The sequence below is a fragment of the Myxococcus sp. AM011 genome, assembly GCF_013372595.1.
Taxonomy (GTDB): domain Bacteria; phylum Myxococcota; class Myxococcia; order Myxococcales; family Myxococcaceae; genus Myxococcus; species Myxococcus eversor.
In genome coordinates this window covers 12,366-35,320 of sequence record NZ_JABXEM010000057.1, presented here as the reverse complement: position 1 = coordinate 35,320, position 22,955 = coordinate 12,366, and the positions used below count along the sequence as shown (strand labels likewise).

General features: G+C 69.3%; 12 protein-coding genes. 3 read left to right on the top strand and 9 right to left on the bottom strand.

The window, feature by feature from the left end:
• Positions 1-3: 3 nt before the first annotated feature.
• The 6 genes from HUW62_RS14605 to HUW62_RS14580 form a co-directional block, all read right to left on the bottom strand.
• Entirely contained in the window at positions 4-417 is a 414-nt protein-coding gene (locus HUW62_RS14605) for a hypothetical protein (RefSeq protein WP_163869424.1), read from the bottom strand.
• A gap of 66 nt (positions 418-483) precedes the next feature.
• Positions 484-4,224, bottom strand: a complete 3,741-nt coding sequence (locus tag HUW62_RS14600) for an FG-GAP-like repeat-containing protein (protein WP_176434792.1) — start codon at positions 4,222-4,224, stop codon at positions 484-486.
• Between the two features lie 41 nt (positions 4,225-4,265).
• Positions 4,266-5,831, bottom strand: a complete 1,566-nt coding sequence (locus HUW62_RS14595; protein WP_163869426.1) for a hypothetical protein — start codon at positions 5,829-5,831, stop codon at positions 4,266-4,268.
• 5 nt (positions 5,832-5,836) lie between these two features.
• Positions 5,837-7,234 carry a DUF1501 domain-containing protein gene (locus tag HUW62_RS14590; RefSeq protein WP_163869427.1) on the bottom strand — a complete coding sequence of 466 codons (1,398 nt, stop codon included), beginning with the start codon at positions 7,232-7,234 and terminating at the stop codon, positions 5,837-5,839.
• 17 nt (positions 7,235-7,251) lie between these two features.
• Positions 7,252-7,929, bottom strand: a complete 678-nt coding sequence (locus HUW62_RS14585; protein ID WP_163869428.1) for a hypothetical protein — start codon at positions 7,927-7,929, stop codon at positions 7,252-7,254.
• Positions 7,929-9,971 carry a DUF1585 domain-containing protein gene (locus HUW62_RS14580; protein WP_163869429.1) on the bottom strand — a complete coding sequence of 681 codons (2,043 nt, stop codon included), beginning with the start codon at positions 9,969-9,971 and terminating at the stop codon, positions 7,929-7,931. The genes HUW62_RS14585 and HUW62_RS14580 overlap by 1 nt, the downstream gene beginning before the upstream one ends.
• A 171-nt stretch (positions 9,972-10,142) precedes the next feature.
• On the opposite strand from HUW62_RS14580, the gene HUW62_RS14575 reads away from it, so the two are divergent.
• On the top strand, positions 10,143-10,700 hold the full coding sequence (locus HUW62_RS14575; RefSeq protein WP_163869430.1) for a DUF420 domain-containing protein: 558 nt from the start codon (positions 10,143-10,145) through the stop codon (positions 10,698-10,700).
• 6 nt (positions 10,701-10,706) lie between these two features.
• On the opposite strand, the gene HUW62_RS14570 is transcribed toward HUW62_RS14575, so the two are convergent.
• Positions 10,707-11,297 (bottom strand): biliverdin-producing heme oxygenase, encoded by a 591-nt coding sequence (locus HUW62_RS14570; protein ID WP_163869431.1) that lies wholly within the window; start codon positions 11,295-11,297, stop codon positions 10,707-10,709.
• A gap of 190 nt (positions 11,298-11,487) precedes the next feature.
• Here HUW62_RS14570 and HUW62_RS14565 point away from each other — a divergent pair, with 190 nt between their 5' ends.
• Complete coding sequence (locus tag HUW62_RS14565; protein ID WP_368670413.1) at positions 11,488-12,228, top strand: metallophosphoesterase; 741 nt, start codon at positions 11,488-11,490, stop codon at positions 12,226-12,228.
• A 56-nt stretch (positions 12,229-12,284) separates the two neighbouring features.
• On the opposite strand, the gene HUW62_RS14560 is transcribed toward HUW62_RS14565, so the two are convergent.
• Together HUW62_RS14560 and HUW62_RS14555 are read right to left on the bottom strand one after the other, a co-directional pair.
• The gene (locus HUW62_RS14560; protein ID WP_176434790.1) at positions 12,285-14,852 is read right to left on the bottom strand and encodes a S8 family peptidase; all 2,568 of its coding nucleotides are present in this window, start codon (positions 14,850-14,852) and stop codon (positions 12,285-12,287) included.
• Positions 14,853-14,921: 69 nt separating this feature from the next.
• Positions 14,922-19,277 carry a DEAD/DEAH box helicase gene (locus tag HUW62_RS14555; protein WP_163869434.1) on the bottom strand — a complete coding sequence of 1,452 codons (4,356 nt, stop codon included), beginning with the start codon at positions 19,275-19,277 and terminating at the stop codon, positions 14,922-14,924.
• Positions 19,278-19,562: 285 nt separating this feature from the next.
• On the opposite strand from HUW62_RS14555, the gene HUW62_RS49965 reads away from it, so the two are divergent.
• On the top strand, positions 19,563-21,422 hold the full coding sequence (locus HUW62_RS49965; RefSeq protein WP_163869435.1) for a serine protease: 1,860 nt from the start codon (positions 19,563-19,565) through the stop codon (positions 21,420-21,422).
• Positions 21,423-22,955 lie beyond the last annotated feature (1,533 nt).

The window sequence follows — 22,955 nt, the reverse complement described above, 5'->3', positions numbered from 1 at the left end:
GCTCTACCGCGAGGCGTTCCGCGAGCGGTGCTCCTGAAGCCACGCACGGGCCTCGTCGAGCGTGTCCACGTAGCGCACGTCGAGCGGACGCCCACCGCTGAGCATGGAGCCCACCATCAGGCTCTTGGTGGTGGCCTTCTGCTCCAGCGCCGCGCCGATGTAGACGATGCCCAGGAACCAGTCCGCCTTCGCGTGGTCCACCAGGTAGCGGCGGGACTCCGGACTGAGCTGCGAGTCGGTGATGTCCGCCGCCAGGTAGAAGCGCCCGTCAGCGGACAGCGTCTTGTAGAGACCGCAGGACCAGCGCGAAGTGTCCTCGGTGATGGCCCCTCGGAAGCGCGCCCAGAGAATGTCCGGCGCTTCCAGCCACGCACGCTGCTCGCCGTGACTCCACTCCTGCTCCCAATCCCTTGCCATGAGACTCCCGCGATGAGGCCGGGCCCAGGATAGGCCCGGCCGCGCGCGGTTCCCAATGGCCCCGCGCTAGAAGCGCAGCGGCAACGCGAACGCTGTCCCGTTCTGCGTTCCTGTCCGGAAGCTCCGGGGTGCACCGATAACCATTGTTGGCGGGGTTCCACCCGAGCCCGGCACGAGCGCGAGGTCCTGCCCCACCTGTGCTCGCTCGGCGCCGTCGCCCACAATCGTGAAGTACGGCGAGAGCGCGCCGTTCAGGTTGGGCGCGCCTGCGTAGACGAACACGGCGCCACCACCATCCGAGGCCTCCGAGGCGCCCGGCGCGCTCACCACCAAATCAGGAACGTTGTCGCCCGACAGGTCCACGTTGCCCGCCAGCGCCGTGCCGAAGCCCACCGCGCGCGACTTGTGCACCAGCACCACCGGCGTCAGCCCATCTCCGAAGGCGCCCAGCACGAGCGGGCTGCCAGCGGCCTGCTTCTTCGCCATCTCCGTCGTGAGCTGCGCCTTGTCGAAGAGCAGGACGACGGGCTGGGTGACGCCGTTGAAAGGCACCGCGGTGGCGCTGATGGCCAGGAAGTCCCGCTGGTCCCCCGTCGTGCCGCCGGCGTTGGCCATGACCTTGCCCGCGCGGGTCATCGCCAGGCCCAGGCCGAGGTTGTTGAGCTGCACCTCGCTGTCGCCCGCGATGCGCCACACCGTCGCGGTGGTGCGACCGCCGCAGCGCCCACCGGCCGCGTTGTAGCCGAAGAGGATGGCCACGCCGGAGCGAGCGCCTTCCGCGTACCGCCACGCGAGGTCGTCGCAGCTGTCCCCGTTGATGTCCCCCAGCGACGTCGGCGCGCTCGTCTGGAGGGCCAGGGAGGGCCAGGAGTAGACCGAGTCACAGGTCATGGTGAGCTTCGTCAGCGAGGCATCGTCCGGAGCCCGGCCCAGGAACACCTCCATGCCCCTGTCGCGCAGCACGCCCACGTCCTCCTTGCCATCGCCATTGAAGTCGAAGCCGCCCACCAGTCCGCGACCCAGGGCCGAGCGCCTGCACTTCGCGTCCGTCTCCGGCGTGCAGGTGGGAATCAGCAGCGGCGCCCACACGCGATAGGCGGGCTTGAACGAGCCATCCGCCTGCCCCAGCGACACCAGCACGCCGCCCACGGACTGGGTGCCCGTGGTGAGGCACTCGGGTCGAACCGTCTGGTACGTCGACGCCAGCTCCGCGCTGTTGCTGGCTGGCACGACGAAGCCCTGCGCGCCCACCACCGAGTCCGGCCGACCATCGCCATTGAAGTCCGTGAAGGCCACGTCGATGCCCACCGTGCGGCCCGCCTTGTGCGGGGAAGGCGCGCCCTCCTCGACCACCACGGCGGGAGCGGCCCGGGCCACCTCGCGCACGTAGGCCCGGCCGATGGACATGGCGTCACCATCACCGTTGGCGCCCGCACCCGACCAGCCCGGCGCGCCCAGCAGCGCCACGGCCCCCTTGGGGCCCACCGCCACCGCCACCTGCTCGCCCACGCGCTCCACGCTGGGCTTCGCCGGCACGTTGGCGCTGGTGCGCGCCCACTCCGCCAGCGAGGCGCCGCCTCGGCGGAACAGCTCCACGCGGCCGGTGAAGGCCCCCTGCTCGGACGAGGAACGACCGGAGAAGGCCGCCAGCGAATCACCCTCGGCCAGGCGCCACACCGCCAGGCCCGAGCCCAGGGTGTCCGACTTCGCCGCGCCATTGAGCGCCGTCAGCGACTTGTTGATGACCGCGCCTCGGGTCAGCGTCGACAGGGGATACACCAGCACCTTGCCGCCGAAGCGCAGCGTGGTGCCGCCCGGCCCGGGAGGCGCGGCATACGGCGCGCCCAGCACCAGCTCCGGACCCGGCGTGCCGTCCACGTCGAGCACCGCGAAGCTGCGTCCCGCGACGACACCCGCCGTGTCCCCGTAGATGCGCGCGAAGGCCTCCTCGCGCTTCACCTGGGGCGGCGTGATGGCCGGGTCACCCGTGGGCGCGTAGGCGCTCAAATCGAACAGCAGCGCGCCTCCCGAGTCCGCGCCGGAGCGCACGCCGCCGCTGGCGGTCAGGTCCGGCGAGTCCGCGCGGTCCGCCACCGCCATCAGCAGGGGTGGACGCGTGTCGTCTCCGGCGATGGCGGCCAGGCGCCACGTGCCCTCATTGGAGTCCGCGAGGTTCGCGGGCAGCACGTACACATCCGGGCTCGCCCTGAAGCGAATCCCCTCGGAGCGCGCGAAGAAGACGGAGATGGCCACCTGCGTGCCGGAGACGGCGCCTTCCGCGGTGTAGCGGGACACGCGGCTGAGCGCGGCGATGTCCAGGCGCCCGTCCTTGTTGAAGTCCGCCGTCACCAGCGCGCGGCCCAGGTCGGAGCCGGTGCGCGCCATGGGCACGCCCGCGGGCGACAGGTCCGAGCCACCCAGGCGGATGGTGGGCAGGTCCGGCACCGGCGCGCTCGGCGTGGCCAGGTAGATGTCCACGGTGCCGCGCGCGCGGATGGTGTTGCTGGGCGCCAGGTCTCCCGCGGGAGAGCCCACCACCAGGTCCACCTTGCCGTCGCCATCCATGTCGGCCACGGACAGGCCCGCGCCGAACGCGGCATCCCTCAAGAGGCCGGCGAGCTGCAAGCGCAGCGGCGCGGGCGCTCCACCCTTGAAGGTGTAGAGGTACACCGCGCCCGCGTTGCTCGTGGCCACGTCGGCGCCCGGCGAGGACACCACCAGCTCCGCGCGTCCGTCACCGTCCAAGTCACCCGCGGCCAGCGCGTCACCGAACTGCGCGGTGTCCGTGTCGCCCGTGAGCACCCACAGCGGCTGGGCCTCCAGGCCCCCACTGCCGCCCTTGTAGATGAACACGGCGCCGCCCGTGGGCCGGCCCATGTCGCTCTCGCGCTGGCCCACCGCGAGGTCCAGCGTGCCGTCACCATCGAAGTCCGCCGTCACCAGGGTGGCGGCATCCGTGAGCCGGCCATGCGCCAGGCCCGGCCGCGTCAGCTCGTCCAGCACCACCACCGTCACCGACGCCTTGTCACCGGTGAACGGGTCGGCCGCCTCGAGCACCGCCGCGCCCGTGTCGCCCGCCAGGAAGCCGATGCGTCCGGCGGCAATCGTCCCGGGGCCCGACACCTTCGTCCACACCACCCTGTCACTGCCACCGCGCGTGGCCAGCGGCACGGAGGAGCCCGAGGGCACCGCGAGGAACGCGGGCGCGCCGTTGAGCCGGGCCGTCTTGCTCACCTCGTACTGGAGGATGGCCTCGTCGCCCGTCTGCGAGTCGAGCACGGTGATGAGGTCCAGCCCCTCGGTGGGGCCCGCCGTGTAGAGGCCGTCGGCGGAGAGCGTGCCGCCGGAGAGGCTCTGCGTCAGGTTGTACCGGGCGGAGCCCAGGAGGCCCTTCGCCGCCACCTGGAAGGACGTGCCCGGCCGAAGCTGCGCGCGCGCCGGCGCGACGTCGAAGAGCGCCGTCACCTCCAGCGTGGTGCGGGCGTCCCCCTCGCAGCGGGCGTCCTCCACCACCAGCGTGTCGGTGCCCGGGGTGTGCCCCGCGATGAAGCGCTGCGCTCGCAGCTCACCGGACGAGCCTCCCTCCTCCAGCCGGTAGCGATACTGCCCGCTGCCACCAGAGGCGATGAGGGACACCGGACTGCCCACGCGAACGCGAGGGGGCTCGGCGCGCAGGGTCAGCGGAGCGCGGCCCGTGCACTGGTCCACCTCCGGGGGTGGTTCGTTCTCACGCGCGGGGTCCAGGTCGTCCGAGCAGGCCGTGACGAGGAGCGCGAGGAGGGGGGCCGCGCGAGGGAATCGAATCATGGTGTGCCTCGAGGGGAGTCAGGCGGGTGCGACGGAGGGCTTCAGGGCTTCGCGCCGGACGCGGCCCAGCGCTGGATGAGGGAGATGAGCTGAGGGTCCAACGGACCATCCGCGGGCATGCGCTGATCTCTCACCGAGGCGGTGATGAGGGGCGCATTCTCCTTCCACAACTCGTACGTGTTGAGCGCCCGGCCGGGGCCGGTGGAATGGCACTTCTCGCAGCGCGACAGGTAGATGGGCTGGATGTCCGTCGCCCAGCTCAACGCCACCGTGCTCACGGGCTGGTAGTCGAACGGCACCAGGCGCCTGGCCTCGGTGCCATCCAGGAAGCGCGCCACCACGCCGAGCGCCTGACGACCGGCCTCCAGGCCCGCGAAGGAGTACGGCTTCGGGGTGCCGTCCGGCTCCTGGCCTCCCAGGCTGTACACCGGTCCTTCGCCCGTGGCGGGGAACTCCACGCCGCCCACCTGGAAGACGACGGCTTCGGGATTCACGCCGGTGGGCATCACCGCGCGCACCACCAGCCCGTCCTCCACCACCTGCATGCCCTGATGCAGTCCCGTCACGCGCGGCGCCGGAGAGCGGCTCACCGCCACCGTCTCGCCGCCGAGCTGCACCCACGCACAGCCGCTCTCGTCCGCGGACAGGAAGCGGAACTCGCGCGTGTCGATGCCCTGCGCGAGGCCCCACTCGTTCGCGTCCGCGTCGTACAGGAGCAGCGCGTCGCTCGACTTCACCCACAGGAAGCGGCCCGACGCGAGCAACTGCACCGGCCGCTGCGGCAGGGACACCCGACGCCAACCCTCTCGCGGCCGGCGCAGCAGGCCCTGGTTGGTGAGCAGCCACAGCTCTCCGGCGGTGCCCAGTCCCGGGCCCAGTCCGGCCAGCGACTCCACGACCTCGCCCTCTTCGAGCGGAGCGCCCGCCTCGCGCACGTCGAAGTGCACCAGGCTGGTGGCCACCGCGACGTGCAGCTTGCCGTCTCGCAGGAACCACACGCCCGCGGAGCCCTCGGCCGTCGGGGCCGCCGCCAGCGCGGTGATTCCGGTGAGCGCCTCGCCCTTCACCTTCAGCGCGGACAGCGTGCCGTCGCGAAGCTGGAACAGGCCCGTGGGATGCGCCAGCCACACCGCGCCGTCCGCGGACTGCGTCGTCGCGGTGATGCCCAGGCCCAGCGCGTCACGCCACGGCGGGGAGATGAGCCACCCCGACTCGGCGAGGAAGAGGCCGTTCCGAGCCTCCACCAGCGCGCTGTGCGGCCCCATGCGGAACACGGCGTTGACCGTGCCCAGCTCGGCGCTGTTGCCCGGGTGGGGCGCGAGCGCTCCCAGCGAGCCGTCCAGCCGGATGCGGACGACGGTGCCGGTGGTGTTGGCGAAGATGCCGCCACCGGACTGGTCCGCGAAGCCCGGGGCCGACGCCAGCGCCGTCTTCGACCGGACCTCGACGGGCCGGAAGGAGACGGGCCGAGGCCGGTCCAACGGGAGGGATTCGTCGCCGCACGCGGTGAGGAGGACGGCGGCGCAGAGAGGAAGGAGACGAAGAAGAACGGGGGCGGCGGACCGCCCCTCGTCCATCTCCCGGGGGGCTCGGGGATGGGTGCGCATGCGGCTCAGGCGAGGATGGGGCGAAGGGGATTCACGCGGGTGATGCTGTAGTCCAGGCCCGCCGACGCCAGCACCGTGGCGATGATGTGCTCGGGGAAGATGTTCTCACCCCGGGGGTCGAGCGCGCCGGTGCGCAGGTCGAACGTGCCCGGCGACATGCCGATGTCCCCGCTCTTGCCGAAGACGTAGTTGTGCTTCACGCCCGCGCCCATGAGCATGCAGGAGTTGGAGATGTGGTGGTCTCTGCCGCCCGCGCTGTTGATGAGCGGCGTGCGGGAGAACTCGGAGAACACCATGATGGTGGTGTGGTCCATGAACGTCCCGCCCGACGGGTGACCGCTGGCGCGCAGGTCGGCCACCAGGCTGGCCAGCGCGTCGAAGCCGCGGCGCTGGTTGTTCGCGTGGGTGAGCTGGGTGCCGAAGTGCGTGTCCAGGCCGCCGGTGAGGTTGATGGTGAGGCACTGGGCGATGCCCCGCTTGAGCGCGGTGCCCACCATGGCGGCACGGCCCGCCTCGGTGTCGTACCGGCCGCTCTGGTCCAGGCCGTAGGCGGCCCGGACGGCCGCCATCTCCGGGGTGTTGAGCTCGAACTTGAACGACTCCTCGAGCTTCTGGGCCATCACCTGCTGCATCTGGTCCCGGCTGTTCTGGTACGTGGTGCCCACGCCGCGAGCGCCGTAGGCGGCCTCCTCGCAGGTGATGGGCTGGCCCCGGAAGTCGACCAGTTGCTTCTCGATTTCGCTGTCCAGCATCTGCGAGCTGGGCTTGAGCGTGAGCAGCAGGTCGTCCTTGCGGCTGACGCGCAGCGCGTTGGCGTAGCCGGGGTAGCGGTCGTTGTACGACTCCACGTTGAACGCGATGTTGGAGATGGGCACGCGGGGCTTCATCTGCCCCACGATTTCCGTCGCCGTGGAGGAGCCGCGCGCCGCGCTGCCGATGGGCATCTTCCCGGTGAGGAAGTAGCGGTAGCCCACCTCGTGGCCCAGCGTGTTCATGTTGATGCCGCGCACCACCGTCATCAGGTCGAAGTGCTCCGACAGCTTGCCCACCGCGGGCCCGAAGTCGATGTTGGACCGGCCCACGCCCGACTTCTCCGGGCGCAGGGGGATGGCGGAGAAGCGCGCATCGTTGATGAGGTTGTAGCCCGGCAGGATGCGCGTCTCCGCCGCGCGGTCCGCGGTGAATTCGTCCGGGTCCTTCGGGTCGAAGGCGAGCAGTTGGTCCCACCCGCCGTTGAAGTACACGAAGACGAAGCAGCGGTCGGCCGGGGCCAGCGAGGCCGCCTGCGCGAAGGAACGGAAGGGCAGTCCACCCAGCAGCGTGGAGCCCATGAAGCCGGCCGCGGCCTTGAGGAAGGTGCGGCGCTCGGGACGGTGGTTCTCGTCGAGGCGATTCTTCTTCATCGAAGTCACTCCGAGCTTCAGTAGGTGATGAACCGCGAGTCGGTCAGCATGGCGATGCACGTCACCGCCAACGCGTCCGCGCGCCGCTTGGCAGTCTCCGCCCGGGCCGAGGCCTGGGTGAAGAAGCCGGCCCACTTCGTCAGCTCCTCGCCTTCCAGGGGCGCACCCCAGAAGCGCAGGGAGTTGTAGACGAGGAACTCTCGCACCTGCGCATCCGTCAGCTTGCGCAGGTCATCCCAGGTGCCCGGCAGCGTGCGCGACAGCGTCCGCTTGGAGGCATCCGCCTGCTTCACCTCATCCGCCGCCTGGGCGATGCACACGAAGCGCGCGCCATCCTCCAGGAACTTGGCGAACACCAGGTTGGGCTCGGTGTTCTCGCTGGAGACGAGGGCGAAGTCGGCGCGGCCCAGGGACGAGGCGCGCGCGTCGATGCCGTCGCCACCGTTCACCCAGCGGCGGCCGACGGCCTCCAGGATGGCGGCGTCGAGCTGGGAGACGGTGAGGCGGCGCGGGGCCCGGCCCACGCTACCGCCCTGCTCTTCCGGGTCCGGCAGCGGGTCGAAGTCCCCGGGCTGGTGGGGGTTGGCGACAGGTTCGAGCTGCCCGTCCAGGGTGGGACCGGGCTTCTCTTCCGAGGACTTGTTGCAGCCGGCGCTCAGCGCGAGCAACGCGGCGGTCAGGAGCACGCGGCGCATCAGTCAATCCTCCGGTAGGCGTCGGTCGTCACCACGCGCTCGATGAGCGCCTTGAAGCGGTGACCATTCTTCGCGAAGTCGCTGGCCAGCGGCGCCAGGTACATCCGCTGCTCCTCGGCCGTCATCGGGCGGCCCAGGAACTCGTTCCACACGCGCTTCACCGTGCAGCGCTCCAGCTCGCCGGACTGGTACATGCGCTCGACGAGCAGGCGCGGGCCCGCCTCGATGTTCTGCTCCTCGTCGGCCGTGCGGTACAGGTACGTCTTGAGCATGCCGAGGCTGCTGGCGCCGTCACCGTCATACGCCTGCATCACGTACTGGGAGCACTCGCCGCCGCAGTTGGTGTCGCCGTTGATGGCGCAGTCGCGGCACTTCGGGTCGAAGCGCGGGAACTGGTCCGGGGGCAGGAACTGCGCGGCGCGCTCGGCGTAGCGGCCCCAGTGGGCGCCGGTGGGCTCGATGGTGGCGTGGCAGTAGTTGCAGCCGCAGCGCTTGGCCAGGTTGTTCTCGCGGTTGCAGGCATCCTCGGGGTTGGGCAGGGAGGCCTCCGAGCCCGGCACGAAGGTCTTGCAGAGGAACGCCTCGTAGAACTCGGCGACGCGGGCCCGGTGGGTCGGGAACCGGTAGAGGAACCCGGGCGTCGTCAGCACGCCGGAGTGTGACTCATCCCGGGTGTATTCCTTCCAGTTCGCCATGTCGTTGTAGGCGATGGCCGGAATCGACTCCAGCGCCGCCGGAGCGGTGGCGCTGAACACGCCCACGCCCTGACGCTTCCGGTAGAACTCCGACAGCGTGCCGTTCACGAACGAGCGGCGCGTGGTGAGGATGTTGTAGTAGGGCTCGTCGCGGCGGACGACCGACTCGGCGATGCGCAGCGGCTCCTCGTTGAAGGCGGTCACCCGCGAGTCGTGCACGTTGCGCACGTAGAGCGGGTCCGTCGTCGCGCCGATGGCCGGCACGCCGCAGCGGCGCATGCCCTCGCCGCAGCCGCAGCTGCGGTCATTGGCGAAGCGGGCCGTCTCGCAGGACTCACGCGTCCAGGGATTCTGGTCGCGCTCCTGGGCCTCGACGGCGCACACCTTCACCGTCGTCGGCGCGCCCTCGGGGGCCCAGTAGCCGGCGGGCTTCGTCACGAAGCCCTCGCGCTGGATGCAGCCGCGCACCGGGGCGTAGGCGCCCTTGACGTTGTTGTTGAGGTTGAGGTCCAGCGTGCAGCGCTTGAGCGTCAGGAGGTTCGGCTTGGTCTCGGGAGTCGGATGGTCGAAGGACACCACGAAGCCGTTGGCGTCCGTCGCCTCCACCGTCAGCGCGGCGCCAGGCTTGCCGGGAGCCTTGTCAGGCGTGCACAGATACGACTTCACGGTCGCCGCGGCGCCGCGGTTGTCGCAGAAGTAGCGGTACTTCCCCCAGGCGTTGGACGCGGGCAGCGCGGCGAGCTCGGCGCAGGTCGTCACCGCGTTGCTGGTCGCGACCGCCAGCTCCGGGCAGCTGTAGTAGTTGGTGTCGTAGTCGTAGCTGACGGGCATGGGCACGCCCATGTCGTCGGTGCACTTGGTGCGCGGCACGGCCGTGAGCGGCGCGGCGTGCGGGTCCTGCATCGTCGTCAAGCAGCTGCTCTGCTCGATGTCGGAGTTGCAGGACTGACCGTTGACGCCTCGCAGCGCCGTGGACGGATTGTTCGCGAAGCCGAAGGCGGCGGTGGTGCCGTTGCCTCCCAGCCGTGAGTTGCCGTTGTCGAAGATGCTCGCGCTGATGTTCGAGCGGAGGAGAGCGCGGTGGAAGTTGCGCACGCGCGCGTAGAACGACTCGTCATTCATCATGGCGCGGACGTCCTCTTCGGACACCGAGCCCTTCGCCTGGACAGCCTTGTACTCGTCCCAAGTGGGCGGCCGACCGAGCAGGTCGAGCGTCAGCTGCCGCAGATGTCTTTCGGGGCGGACCTTCGCGACGGGCGCGCAAACAGCGGCCTCATCGGCGGAGGCTGGCAGAGCCAGGAACAAGGCGGCGCCAGCCAGGGTGGCAAGGCAACGCTTGCGGAGCACGGGGAACCTCCGTGGAGGGGGGGGTCGGGGGCGACCGTAACTGAGTATGCAAGAATTACCGGGAGAAGATCCAGCCGGCCTAACAGAATCCTTCATCCGACATGTCGGCACAACAATGTATCGCTACTGTGTCGGTTGCATCGGCGGACGTGTCGCGGGAGATAGGGGCGCATGTCGAACGCCACCTCTGCTCCGCTTCAGCCCCGAGTGAGTGACCGGGCTTTTTATGTCTTCACCGGTGTCGTCTCCGCGGCGGCATTGGCATTCATCGCGTGGATCTTGATGGGCCGACGCAGCGGTGTGGAGGGCGTGGACTTGCGCTTCCTGCCGGCCGTCAACGCGAGCCTGAACGCGACGGCGGCGGCGCTGCTCATCGCCGGTTGGGTGGCCATCAAGCGTGGCGCGCGGCGCGTGCACCAGTACCTGATGGTGGCGGCCTTCGTGGCGTCGGCGCTGTTCCTGGTCTGCTATCTCACCTACCACTACGTGCACGGCGACACGCGCTACGTGGGGGACTGGCGGGGGCTGTACCTGTGCATCCTGGCCAGCCACGTGTTGCTGTCGATGGGTGTCGTTCCCCTGGCGCTGGTGGCCTTCTACTTCGCGTGGCGCAAGGAGTTCCCCCGGCACCGCAAGGTGACGCGGTGGCTGGCGCCCATCTGGGTGTACGTGTCGGTGACGGGCGTGGTGGTGTACTTCATGCTGCGCGGCGGCCTGACGTCCCTGTAGCGCCGCTCAAGGCAGCTCGCCACGGAGCCAGCGCTCGAAGGCGTCGAACGTCTCCTGGGCGCCCTTCATCACGCGGTCATCGAAGGTCGGGTCGGCCGCGTCCACGGACGCACGCGTGAGCACTTCGCCAAACGCGCGCCACCGGGGGCCCACGTCGTCTCCGTAGGCGCGGAAGAAGACGAAGTCGCCCGCGGGGGCGCCCTCGAAGTGGCGGCGCAGGTGCCGGAGGATGAGCTGGCCTCCGAGCGTGGCGCCCTCCAGCACGTAGCAACCTCCGAGCGCCTCGGGCAGTCCCGTCAGCGGCGGTGGCTCCGGGCACTTCGGCAGCCGCGCGAGCGAGGGCGTGTCATGCCCGAGCCCACGCAGGTCCTCCTCCAGCCACGGCACCTTCACCCGCTCGCGCATGAGCAGGTCGGGCAGCGCCAGGTCCAGCACGGTGGTGAGTCGCGCCTCCACGGGGAGATGGAAGCCGTGGAGCGCCTCCAGATGGCGGCGATAGCCTTCGAGCGTCAGCCCGGGCTCCAGCAGGCGCACAGCGGACTCGGCGCGCTCGTGGTGGGGGCGGGTCTCCGTCTTGAGTCGCTGCGGCAGGGACACGGTGAAACCAACATGGCCTCACCCAGGCGCGGAGGGAATGGCTAAATCCCAACGGGGACCAGAGGGAGCCCCTGTCAGGAACGTGGGGAGGCGGCCGACCGGGGGCGCCATGCGAATCCTGACGTTGGACGAAGTACCGAGTCATAGTTGGCCTTATCAATCCGCCGCGCCGCGAGGTGGCACTCAGACCGTGTGGTTTCCCCTGCTGCGCGGCACGGTGGACGCGCTGCCGGATGAAGTCTCCGCGCTGCTGGTGCTCTCCGACCTCCAGGGCGTGGCCCCGCATGCGCTCCAGGACGGCGCGGTGGCGCTGCTCGGAGAGGTGCTCGCGGACGAGCTGGCCATCCTCGGGGAGTTGGGCGAGCTGCCGATGCCGGGAACCAGCGGCGTGGTGCTCGCGGGGGACCTGTACTCGGACGTGAATGCGAACGTGCGCGGAGCCTCCGGTGACGTGCGCGCCGTGTGGCAAGCCTTCGCGGAGCACTTCCGCTGGGTGGTGGGCGTGGCCGGCAACCACGACACGTTCGGCGGCGCGCGCGAGCAGGCCCGCTTCCAGCAGCGCCCCGGCATCCACCTGCTCGACGGAGACGTGGTGGACCTGGAAGGCCTCCGCGTGGGGGGCGTGGGCGGCATCATCGGCAACGCGGACAAGCCGGGGCGGCGCGACGAGGCGGAGCACTTGCGACAGCTCGGCGCGACGCTGCGCGAGTCACCGGAGCTGCTGGTGCTGCATCAGGGGCCGGACGTCGAGGGCACGCGCCTGCGCGGCAGTCCCGTCATCCGGGAGTGCGTCAGCAAGCGCAAGGGACTGCTGGTGGTCTGCGGCCATGCCCACTGGGTCACCCCGCTCGCCACCCTCCAAGGCGACGTCCAGGTGCTCAACGTGGACAGCCGCGCCGTGCTGCTCGAACGCGCTCGGGCTTCGGCTTGAGCGCGGCGGTCCCCGGTCTCACTGCCCCGGGAACCGGCTTCACTCCGGACAGCGACTCAGCGACAGAAGCCGTCGGACCGGCAGGTCGCGGGAGACGAGCAGGAGAGGCCCGTGCCGATGCAGCTCGGCTGACAAAAACCGCTGCCCGTGCCGTCGCTGTAGCAGAGGTAGCCCGAGCGGCAGTCGCCCCGGCCAGTGCCCACCTCGCGAGAGCAACTGTCCAGACAGTTCTTCAGGCCCGACGTACTCACGACATAGCACTTGGAGCCCGTGGGGCACGCCGCCGCGTTGCACACCAGGGAGCAGTAGCCGCCAGGGAAGTTCGTGTTGCAGAACCCTCCCGGGCAGTCGAAGTCACCCCCGCATGATGCGCCCACGTCCAGCGTCGGGTCATCGTCGATGGGCGCCAGCGGGAGCAGGTCGAAGCTGATGTTCGGTGTGGAGGCACCGGTCTCCACGTCGAGGGGTTCGAAGGAGTCGATGTTGCGCCAGAAGCCCGTGCGTTCTCCGTCCTCGAACAGCTCGCCGTCCTCGTCGTCGTCGATGGTCGCCAGCACGTAGTAGGTCCTGGGCGCCAGCGCGAGGGAGTAGGCATAGCCGCGCGACGCGCGCGCCACGGTGATGGCCTCGTCGGCCGCCTCCCACTCGCCCGACACCGCGTCCTGCCAGACGAAGGCGACCACCGCATCCAAATCGCTCGACGACCCCACGCCAATCTTCAGCGCCACCGTCGCGGAGCCCGCGGCGCCGGAGCCCACGAGATTGAGCGTCACCACGTAGTCCCCGTCCGTCAGTCCCGCCGTGTTCACCGCCACGTCCAGCGCCGTCGAGCCGAACGCGGGCACCGTCTTGGTGCTCCCTCCTGGGAAGGTCACCGCGGACTGCTGGGGGCCCGAGACGGTGGCCGTCACCACGAGGTTGCCTCCCTGATTGCCTCCCACGTTGCTCAGCGTGAGCTGCTGCGTCGCGCTCTGCTGGAAGAAGAGCGTGGTCGTCGACACACTCAGCTTGGGCAGCTCCAGCGAGGGGTCCGTGCTCTGGATGCGGCGCAGCGCCGCCTGCGCGTTGATGAGCCCCGCGCCACAGCCACCCGTGCACTGCGCGGCGGGAATCGGCGTCGCGGTGGCCTTCAGCGCGCTCTCCGCCTGGGCCGACGTGAGGTCCGCGGTCAGCTTGGCCGCCGTCGCCGCCATCAGCGCCACCACGCCGGCCACGTGCGGCGACGCCATGCTGGTGCCCTGGGAGAAGGCATACGCGGGCTGCCGGTTGTCATCCAGCACGGTGGACAACACGCCGTCCGCGTACCCGTCGCCGTTGAGGTCCTCGCGCATCTCTCCACCGGAGGCCACCACGTCCACGCGCGCGCCGTAGTTGGAGAAGCTGCTGCGGCGGCCCGACAGGCCCGTGGACCCCACGCAGATGACGTTCTCCTGATTGCACGGCGTGCTGTTGGAGGCGTCCACGTTCTCGTTGCCCGCGGCGACGACGATGATGGCGCCACGCGCGACGGCGGCGTCGATGGCGTCCTGGTAGAGCGCCTGCGGCGGCGCGGTGCCACCCAGGCTCATGTTCACCACCTTGGCGGCCCTGGCCGGGCTCTGGGAGATGCCGGGCACCGTGCCACCGGTGGCCCAGGCGATGGCCGCCGCGATGTCGAAGCTGTTGCCACCCTTGGTGCCCAGCACGCGCACCGGAAGAAGCTGCGCGTTCCAGGCCACGCCCGCGACACCGGTGCCGTTGTTCGTCACCGCCGCCACGGTGCCCGCCACGTGCGAGCCATGCCACGACGAGCCGCCCTGTGGCTCATCGCCACCTTCGTCCAAGGGGTTCGGGTCACGGCCGTTGCCGTCACCCGCGTTGGTCGGGTCGGCAATCATGTCGTAGCCCTGCACCACATGGGCGTTGAGGTCCGGGTGCGAGACGATGCCGGTGTCGATGACCGCCACCACCACACCGTCGGCGCCCGACTCGATGTCCCACGCGGCCGGCAGGTTGATGGTGGGGTAGTGCCACTGCAGGCCGTAGCCCTTGTCGTCGGGGACGGCCGTCTTGTACATGCGCAGGTTGCGGTCCGTGAAGCGCACGCCCGGCACCGCCGCGAGCCTCGACACCAGCTCGCGCGTCTCGCCCGCCGTCACCGCGTGGCCGTCCTCCGCCTCGAAGCCCACCAGGTGCAGGTGCTCGCTCGCGTAGCCCTTGTGCACCGCGCGGTAGCCGGGGAGCGCCGTGGCGGACAGCACGCGCTCGGGGGACACGCCCGACTCCTCGAAGCGGACGACGACGTCACCGGGAATCGTCGCGTCTTCCTGGGGGATGCGAGCGAGCGGCGGAGGCCCCAGCGGCGCGGGGATGATGGGCAGGCCCGGGTCTGTCTGCTCCAGCGCCGCGCGACGCACCCGCAGCTCCTTCGTACCGCGGAGCTGCTCCTTCAGTCTCGCCAGCACGCCCTTGCCAAAGGGAAGGTGGGTGGCCCGGGAGACGCCTCCCTCGGAAGACTGCTCGTTGCTGCGGAACGGCGTGAGCGTCCCCGCGACGGTGCCGGAGTCCGCATCTGGACCATCGCCGGACTCGTCACACGACGTGGCCGAGAGCAGCAACAATCCAACGAGCAATAGACGACGCATTCGAGAGAACCCCCTCCTGAAGATAGCGGGGGGGACCCTAACACCGGGAGTGCATGCCGACGTGGATTCTCAGCTCGCTTGCGCCACCCCGCCGCCGCCCTCCGTGTCATCGCCAACGTTCTCCTCGGACTCGTCCTCCAGCGCGTCCACGCCGCCCGGCACACCGTCCACGTAGGTGACGACATTGCCCGGCATCGCGGGCACACGCGGCCCCGGCGTCACCACGCCCGTGAGATTGAGCGGGTCCACGCCAGAGAGCTGCACGCGCACGCCGGAGGGAGGCTGCCGCCGCACCGCGCGCGCCATGTCCACCGCCTCCGGTAGGGCGAACTGCTCACCGACGAACCCCGCCACGAAGCGTCCACCCCGCACCTCGCCGCGCGCCTCCATGCGTCGGTAGACGAACAGCAGCTCACGCCACGTGGGCGCCAGCGCCTCGCGCATCACCAAATCCCGCCAGACGATGCCGTAGCGCTGGAGGAACAGGCGCGCCAGCGAGTCCATCACCTCGTCGGACGTCTTCGGCTCCGCGGGCGCCAGCAGGCTCCAGCGTCCAGGCCCTCCGCGCTGCAGCAGCTTCTGCCGCTTGCGATGCGCCGGGCTCTGGAGCACGCGCAGGTTCTGCACCGCGTCCGCCGTCACCAGGCCGCGCGCCACCAACTCCCACAGCGCGTCCTCGATTTCCGCCGGCAGCCGTCGCGCTCGGGACACCAGGTCCTGGAAGAAGCACGCCCCCCGTCGCTCCAGCACCGCCACCACGTCCTTCGCTGCCGCACTGAGGTCCGGTGGCGTCCACACGTCCCCATCCGCGAGCACCGCGTGAGGCCGCGCCGCCGCGAGCATCCACTCCAGGTCCTCGCGCAGCGTGAAGGTCAGCGGAGCGTTGCGCGTGGGCGAGGCACGCGAGCGCGTGGGCGCGGGCACCTCCGGCTCCGGTGGCAACACGGGCGCGCCACGACGAGGTCCCGGCACGGGCTTCGGCTGGTCCTTCATCGTCAGTCGGCCCCAGGCCACCTCGCCCGCGTAGCAGGCCCGCTCCAGCATGTCCGGCGTGTAGCCCCGCATGCGCGCGGGCAGGAGGAAGCGCTCCCACGCGGAGGCCGGCGCCTCGTAGCCCTGGAGCAACCGCACCGCCTTGATGAGTCCCGTGGAGCCGCGCAGCGCGTCCACGTCCTCCATGTGGTGCCATCGGAAGAGGAAGCGCATGAAGTCGCGCCCGCTCAGCGGCTCGATTTCCCGGCGCAGCCGCCCCACCGTCATCCGGTGGATGCGCTGGAGCAGGCGACGGTCGCACCACTCCAGGGGCAGCGCCTCTCCCGGCGCGAGCGGCGTCTCCAGCGGACGGAAGCGGCCCCGCAGCACGGTGCCCTGCATCTCCAGCTGATGCATCGCAGCGTTGACCTCGTCCTCGCTCAACACGCACAGGCGCGAAAGCTCCGCCACCGTGGTGGGGCCCACGTTCTCCATCCGTCCCCGCACCACCTGGAGCACCGCGGCCTCGCGCTCCACCGGCCGGTCATGCGCGAGCACCGGCAACGGCGGCTGCGTCACCCCCTCTGGGAACAGCACTCGCACCGCGCTGCCCCGCTCGGCCGCGACGAGGAAGCGCCCGGCGGGCAGGTCCAGCCACGCCACCCGGCCCTGCTCGAACAGCGGAGTCGCCAGTCCCTTCGGAATCTCCGAGTCCCGCACGAGCACCCACTGGAGGAGCATGTCATGCAGCTCGTCCTCGTCGCGCATCGGCGGCGCGGCGTCCTCCACCACCGTGGCGATGGCCGTCGCGTCCAGCGCGCCGAAGGCCGCCGCGTCCTCTGCCGGCAGCGCGCGTCGCAAGGCCACGTTGCGCACGCGGCGCTCCTCGGCCGGCGCGTCATCCAGGAAGGTGTACGGCTGGCTGTGAATCATCGCGTGCGCGAAGACGCTCGGCTCCGGCACGTCGCGGGCCTCCAGACGGATGCGGCCGTCCTTCATCTGGCGGAGCACCTCGCGCAGGCCCTCCACGTCCATGGCTTCGTGCAGACAGTCGTCCATCGTCTGCTTCACCAACGGATGGTCCGGCAGCTCCACGTCGCCGCCGCCGTGATTGTCCTGACAGCCCACCTGCGCCGGGAAGACGGCGGCCAGCAGGTCCTCGCTGCGCGCGCGCTGGAGGTTGGGCGCCACGCGCTTGCCTCCCATCATCCGGTTGAGCGCCAGCGCCCGCGTGGCCACCCAGCGGAAGCGCGTGCCGAACAACGGCGACTGGAGCACCGCCTGGACCAGCACCTCTTCCACCTGGTCCGGGTGCAGGAAGTCGAAGATGTCCGCCAGCGGGAAGGAGTGCTGCTCGCCCAGGGAAAGGAGGATGCCGTCCTCCGTCGCCGCCGCCTGCAGCTCGAAGTCGAACGAGCGGCAGAAGCGCTTGCGCAGCGCCATTCCCCAGGCCCGGTTGATGCGACTGCCGAAGGGCGCGTGGATGATGAGCTGCATGCCGCCCGCTTCATCGAAGAAGCGCTCGGCCACCACGAGGTGATTGCTGGGCACCGCGTCCAGCATCTTCTTGCCCAGCCGCAGGTAGCCCAGCAGCGCATCCACCGCGGGCGGCGGCATGCGCAGCTCCTGCTCCAGGAAGCGGGCCGCGTCGTCGCGGTTGAGCAGCTCGTCGCGCAGTCGGCCGACCTGGAGCGACAGCTCGTCCGTGCGTCCCGGTGCCTCGCCGCGCCAGAAAGGAACGTTGGGCGCGGCGCCGCGCGCGTCCTCCACCATCACCGTGCTGCCCATCACCCGCTGAATGCGCCACGCGGTGCTGCCCAGGAGGAAGACGTCTCCGGGCGACGACTCCACCGCGAAGTCCTCGTCCAGCGTGCCCACCACCTTGCCCTCCGGCTCGGCGGTGACGCTGAAGGTGAAGGTGTCCGGAATGGCGCCGCCGTTGGTGAGCGCGGTGATGCGCACGCCGCGCCGACCCTTGAGGCGCTGATTCACCCGGTCGCGGTGCAGGTGGATGCCCGCGCGGCCACGCCGGTCGGCGATGCCCTCCGACAGCACCTCCAGCACGCCCTGGTACTCCTCCCACGTCAGGTCGCGGTACGGATACGCGCGCTGGAAGAGGCTGAAGAGGGCGCGCTCGTCCCACTCCTCGCACGCGCACGCGGCCACCACCTGCTGAGCGAGTACGTCCAGCGGCTTCTGGGGAATGCGCACCGCGTCCAGGTCGCCCTCGCGCACGGCGTTGAGGAGCGCGGCGCACTCCATCAGTTCATCGCGCGTCATCGCGAAGATGATGCCCTTGGAGATGGCCGCCTTGTGGTGGCCCGCGCGGCCCACGCGCTGGAGCAGCACGGAGATGGCCTTCGTGGTGCCCAACTGGACGACGAGGTCCACGTTGCCCACGTCGATACCGAGCTCCAGTGATGCGGTAGCCACCATGACGCGCAGTCGGCCGTCCTTGAGCTTCTCCTCCGCCGCCAGCCGGATTTCGCGCGACATGCTGCCGTGGTGGGCCGCTACGAGGCCTTCACCCAGTCGCTCGCCCAAATCATGCGCCACGCGCTCCGCCATCTTCCGCGTGTTGACGAAGATGAGCGTGGTGCGGTGCTCACCCGCCAGCGTCACGAGGCGGTCATAGACCTGGCCCCACATCTCGTGGCTCGCCAGCGAGGACAGCTCCGCGTCGGGAATCTCCAGCTTCAAGTCCCACGGGCGCAGGTGGCCCACCTCCACCTTGCGGCACTCGCGGTGGGACGCGCCGGTGAGGAAGCCGGCGATGGCATCCAGCGGCTTCTGCGTCGCGGACAGGCCGATGAGCTGCGGACGCGTCTCGGTGAGCGCCTTCAATCGCTCCATGGACAGCGTGAAGTGGCTGCCCCGCTTGTCGCGTGCGAGCGCGTGAATCTCGTCGACGATGACGGTGCGCACGCCGCGCAACGTGGCGCGGGCGCGCTCGGCGGTGAGGTAGAGGTAGAGCGACTCTGGCGTGGTGATGAGGATGTGCGGCGGACGGCGCACCATCTGCGCGCGCTCGGACGCGGGTGTGTCACCGCTGCGCACCTGCACGCGCAGCTCGCCTGGCGTGTAGCCTTCCGCGCGGGCTCGCGAGAGCAGCTCCTCCAGCGGCTGGAGCAGGTTCTTCTGCACGTCGTTGCCCAGCGCCTTGAGGGGCGAGACGTAGAGGACCTGGGTGCGATCTTCCAGGTTCCGCTCCAGCGCCAGCCGGAACAGCGAGTCGAGCGCGGCGAGGAACGCGGTGAGCGTCTTGCCGCTGCCCGTGGGCGCGGCGATGAGCACGTCCTGGCCGGCCTGGATGAGCGGCCAGCCCTCCACCTGGGGACGCGTGGGCTCGCCGAGTCGCTCGGCGAACCAGCGGCGGACCACCGGGTGGAAGTTCGCCAGCGCCGGGTGCGCGGCGCACTCGGCGGCGAAGTCGAGACTGATTTGCGGGGGCATGCGCACCTCTCCGCAAGAAGCCTGAACACAGGTACAGGCGGGCGTCAACGCGCGCGTGGAGCAGAAGGAGCCGCTCCTACATGCCCCACTTGGGTGCTCCCTCAGCGGACGGCCCGAGAAGACAATCCAAACGGGGCTCCAAGGTGAGCACGGAGTGGCATTCGGCTATTGCTTGTCAGCCCTTCAAGCGCACGCCTACCATTCCGCTTCCCCCTCACCACCTGATTTCGTCGGCATGGGCTTCCGCCACCGACCGAGGTTCTCGCGATGACGCTACAGGAGTGCGTGGCGAAGCTCGTCTATACCGCCGCGCTGGCGACGCTCGGCGTGGGGTTCGGCTTCCTGTTCTACAACGAGTTCACCAGGGTCTGGCTCGACAAGAACCTCTACATCGGCAAGTTCGAGCTCGTAGACATGGGGGAGGAGAAATCCAGCGAAGCGAAGTCCTTCCCACGACTGGTGGCCACCTACCACAAGACCTTGCTGTACCTGCTGCGCCAGGAGGCGCAACGATTGACTACCGCCCAAAGCGGTTCCTCGGCTGCCGGGAACGTGGCGGGAAATACACCCCTGCCAGACTCCACCTTCCTGCCCAAGGAGGTTGATCCTCTCAACATCGCCGCCAGCAAGTTTTCCGAGGTTGAACTCACCATCCAGGGCGTCAACGTCACACAGTTGCTGGCCAAGATTCGTCAATGGGTCAGCACACCCAACGAACTCGTGGGAACCGTGCAGAAGAGTAGCAGTGGGGTGCGGGTGGAGGTGAATTGGAAACAGGGGCCATCGCGAACGGCCGCCGGTCACCCCATCGATGGCCAGACGCTGAACGTCTCCGGGCAGCCCGATATCGAGAAGGCGGCGTTCCACGTTGCATGCGGCCTCATCTGGGCGCAGGGGGCGACAAGCGCGGAGGACCTGGCAGCGGTGTCCCGTGCCGAGTTCTGTGGTTGGGCCGAGGGATGGACAACCTACATTGATCTTCGCGAGAGGAGCGCCACGTTGAGCGGGCTCGGCGCGGACAGCATCGAAACGATGAAGAAGCTCCGGGCCTTCTTGAACCGGATGGTGGATGGCTCGGCGACCTTCCCCGAGGTCTATCGCCTCCGAGCAGATGTCATCGAGCTGCTTCCTCCGGAACAGAAGACCGAGCAGGACCTGGCCCAGGCCCAGGGCGACCGGACGAAGTACGCCCTCATGAAGACCCAGACACCGTCGGCCAAGGCCGCGCTGGCCGCGAGGAAGACCGGACACGAGGCCTTCAAGGTCATGGCCCAGGCGCGTCCCGCGCTGCGTCTCCAGGGCGACGCGATCATCGACCCACTGTCGGACACCTGGAAACAGGTGATGAAGTCCACCCGAAGCGAGCCCTTCACCATCAGCCGCGCTACCGGATCCCTCTCGATACCCATCATTGACGACCCCCAAGACCGCAAGGCGTACCAGACCGCATTCGCCGTCGCCCCCAACATCATCATGACGGTGGGGCACAAGATTCCGCGCGAGATGCTCGGACACGAATCCCCCGTCTCCCTGCCAGCACAGTCCTGGGAGTTCACCTTCGACGACAACGCCAGAAGCCCCATGGAACACGTCCATCACGTCACAAGGATTCTCTTCGCGGTCGACAATACTCCCGGGTATGGTGGTCTTTCCTTCGCCCTGCTCGAAATCGCAAGCCACGACTCGTTGCAGCACCCCTACGTGAAGCTGGAGTGGAACAAGGACGCGGTCAGGGCCCACCTCGAAAAGTATGTCTATGTCGTCGGGTATCCTGTGTCGGGCGGTAATTTGCCTCAAGGATTCATCGACCCTCTCCTGGGTAACGAGTTCAGCACCAAGCGACTGATGCCAGGTCGGCTGCTGTCGTTCACGCCGCAGCGTGGACTTGAGCACCGACAAGTCCGAAAGCTGGTCAGCGATATCAGCACCACGCATGGTGTCTCGGGCGCGCCACTCGTGGACATGGAGAGTGACACGGTCCTGGGACTCCATATCGAGGGGCTATGGAAGGAGAACGAGGGCAAGTTCGCCTACGCCTTCGCGATGCCGGACTTGCTCGACATCCTTCCAGAGTCCGTGCTGCAGATAATCAAGCCCGGCACCATCCGTGACATCCCGACCCAACTCGGTCAGGCGTCACCCTGAGCTTCGGCTTCGTGAGGAAGCCGTGTCTCCATGATTGGGACACGGCCTCTTCTGGAGAAGCGCCTCACGGCGTCGCCGCGAACACAGCGCGCTGGTGGGCGGGGCGTGGGGTCGTCCCGCTCATGAAGTCAGGCAGGCATCCCCAGCTCTGAAGGTCTTCGGACACCGTCGTGCAAAGCCACCCCACCGAGCAGGAGCGCAGGTCCTGTGGGTCGCAGCTCGAAAAACACGCGCTACCCGTGGGCCCGCCCAGGCCGCAGACCTGGCCCGAGGAGCAGCTCTCCGAGCGCCAGGAGTCACAGGCCGACGCGCAGAACCGTCCCGCGCGTCCCGCCCTCCCCCTGACGATGCAGTTCTCCTCCTCCGAGCACGGCTTCGCGTCGGAGCACTCGTCCACGACGAGGTCCAGACACTGGAAGCCTCCTCCATTGAGCGGCGCGCATTGCCCGCCCTCGGAGCATCCCTGCTTTCGGCAATCAGGGAGGCAGGCGGCGCCACTGGAGCTCTCCTCGCAGGTATGTCCATCCGGGCAGCCTCCCGGCTCTCCCGGCACACAGAGAGCTCCGCAGCGGTGATTGATGCAGTACAGGTCCTCCTCACAGGCCTCCGCGCGACTCGTCGGCAACCGACTACACGATTCTCCCGCGCGACGAGTTCCCGCCTGGAGACACCTGCGAATCACCGGGCCCGGAACTCCTCCCGCGGCGACGCGGCAAACGAATCCGTCAGAGCACTGTGAGTCATCCTCACAATCGCTGGCCGCGCACTGGAAGGCGCCCTCTTTGTAATCGATGACGCACCCCTCCCCCTCTGGGCAATCCCCGTCGGTCGCGCACTCCCCACAGCGGAAGGCCCCTCCATCCGTCAGGGAGCAGTCCAGCAGTTCACCCGGACGCGAGGCCCGGCTCTCATCCAGAAGCGTCGCGACCTGTTGAGCCCGGTGGCCATCCTCTTCTTGGATGGGAGTAAGAGAGGTCCTCGTGACTTCTGGCCTGGCGTCCGCGACTCGCGTGCTCGTGTTGACGTAGGTCATCGACACGGCTGAGACGCCCTCGGCCGCGTCCTGGTGGACTCCCAGGGCCCGAGTGGCTGAATAGCTCTCGGAACGCGGCTCCTTCGGCATGCCCGCGACACACGCCGTTGCCGTGACGGCCCCACAGGTTCCTGATTCAACCGACACCAGCATCCAGAGGCCGTTGACCAGGAAATAGGAAAGCAACGCGACCCCGACAAAGACGCCCCCAGGAACAGCGATGCGCCCTAGCATGGGCCACAGCAAAAGCCGGTGCTGCCATTGGGCAGGCACGTGCAGGGATAGCAACAGGCCACTTCACGGCTCTGCGCATAAGCAGTGCCCGCCCCCAACGCGGCGGCGGTACCAACAATCATCACCCAACGACGCAGTCGAGCACTGAGAGTCGCCATTTCATATCTCCCTCTTGCGTGGCATCCTGGGAACCCCTTCCCTGGATGTTTGGACAACCAAAGCAACACAGCAGATAGCCCGTCCCTCGACCCAAGGCATTACCTCTC

Coding starts and splice junctions, on each gene's coding strand:
- HUW62_RS14605 (WP_163869424.1), bottom strand. CDS start 417: ATGGCAAGGGATTGGGAGCAGGAGTGGAGTCACGGCGAGCAGCGTGCG.
- HUW62_RS14600 (WP_176434792.1), bottom strand. CDS start 4,224: ATGATTCGATTCCCTCGCGCGGCCCCCCTCCTCGCGCTCCTCGTCACG.
- HUW62_RS14595 (WP_163869426.1), bottom strand. CDS start 5,831: ATGCGCACCCATCCCCGAGCCCCCCGGGAGATGGACGAGGGGCGGTCC.
- HUW62_RS14590 (WP_163869427.1), bottom strand. CDS start 7,234: ATGAAGAAGAATCGCCTCGACGAGAACCACCGTCCCGAGCGCCGCACC.
- HUW62_RS14585 (WP_163869428.1), bottom strand. CDS start 7,929: ATGCGCCGCGTGCTCCTGACCGCCGCGTTGCTCGCGCTGAGCGCCGGC.
- HUW62_RS14575 (WP_163869430.1), top strand. CDS start 10,143: ATGTCGAACGCCACCTCTGCTCCGCTTCAGCCCCGAGTGAGTGACCGG.
- HUW62_RS14560 (WP_176434790.1), bottom strand. CDS start 14,852: ATGCGTCGTCTATTGCTCGTTGGATTGTTGCTGCTCTCGGCCACGTCG.
- HUW62_RS14555 (WP_163869434.1), bottom strand. CDS start 19,277: ATGCCCCCGCAAATCAGTCTCGACTTCGCCGCCGAGTGCGCCGCGCAC.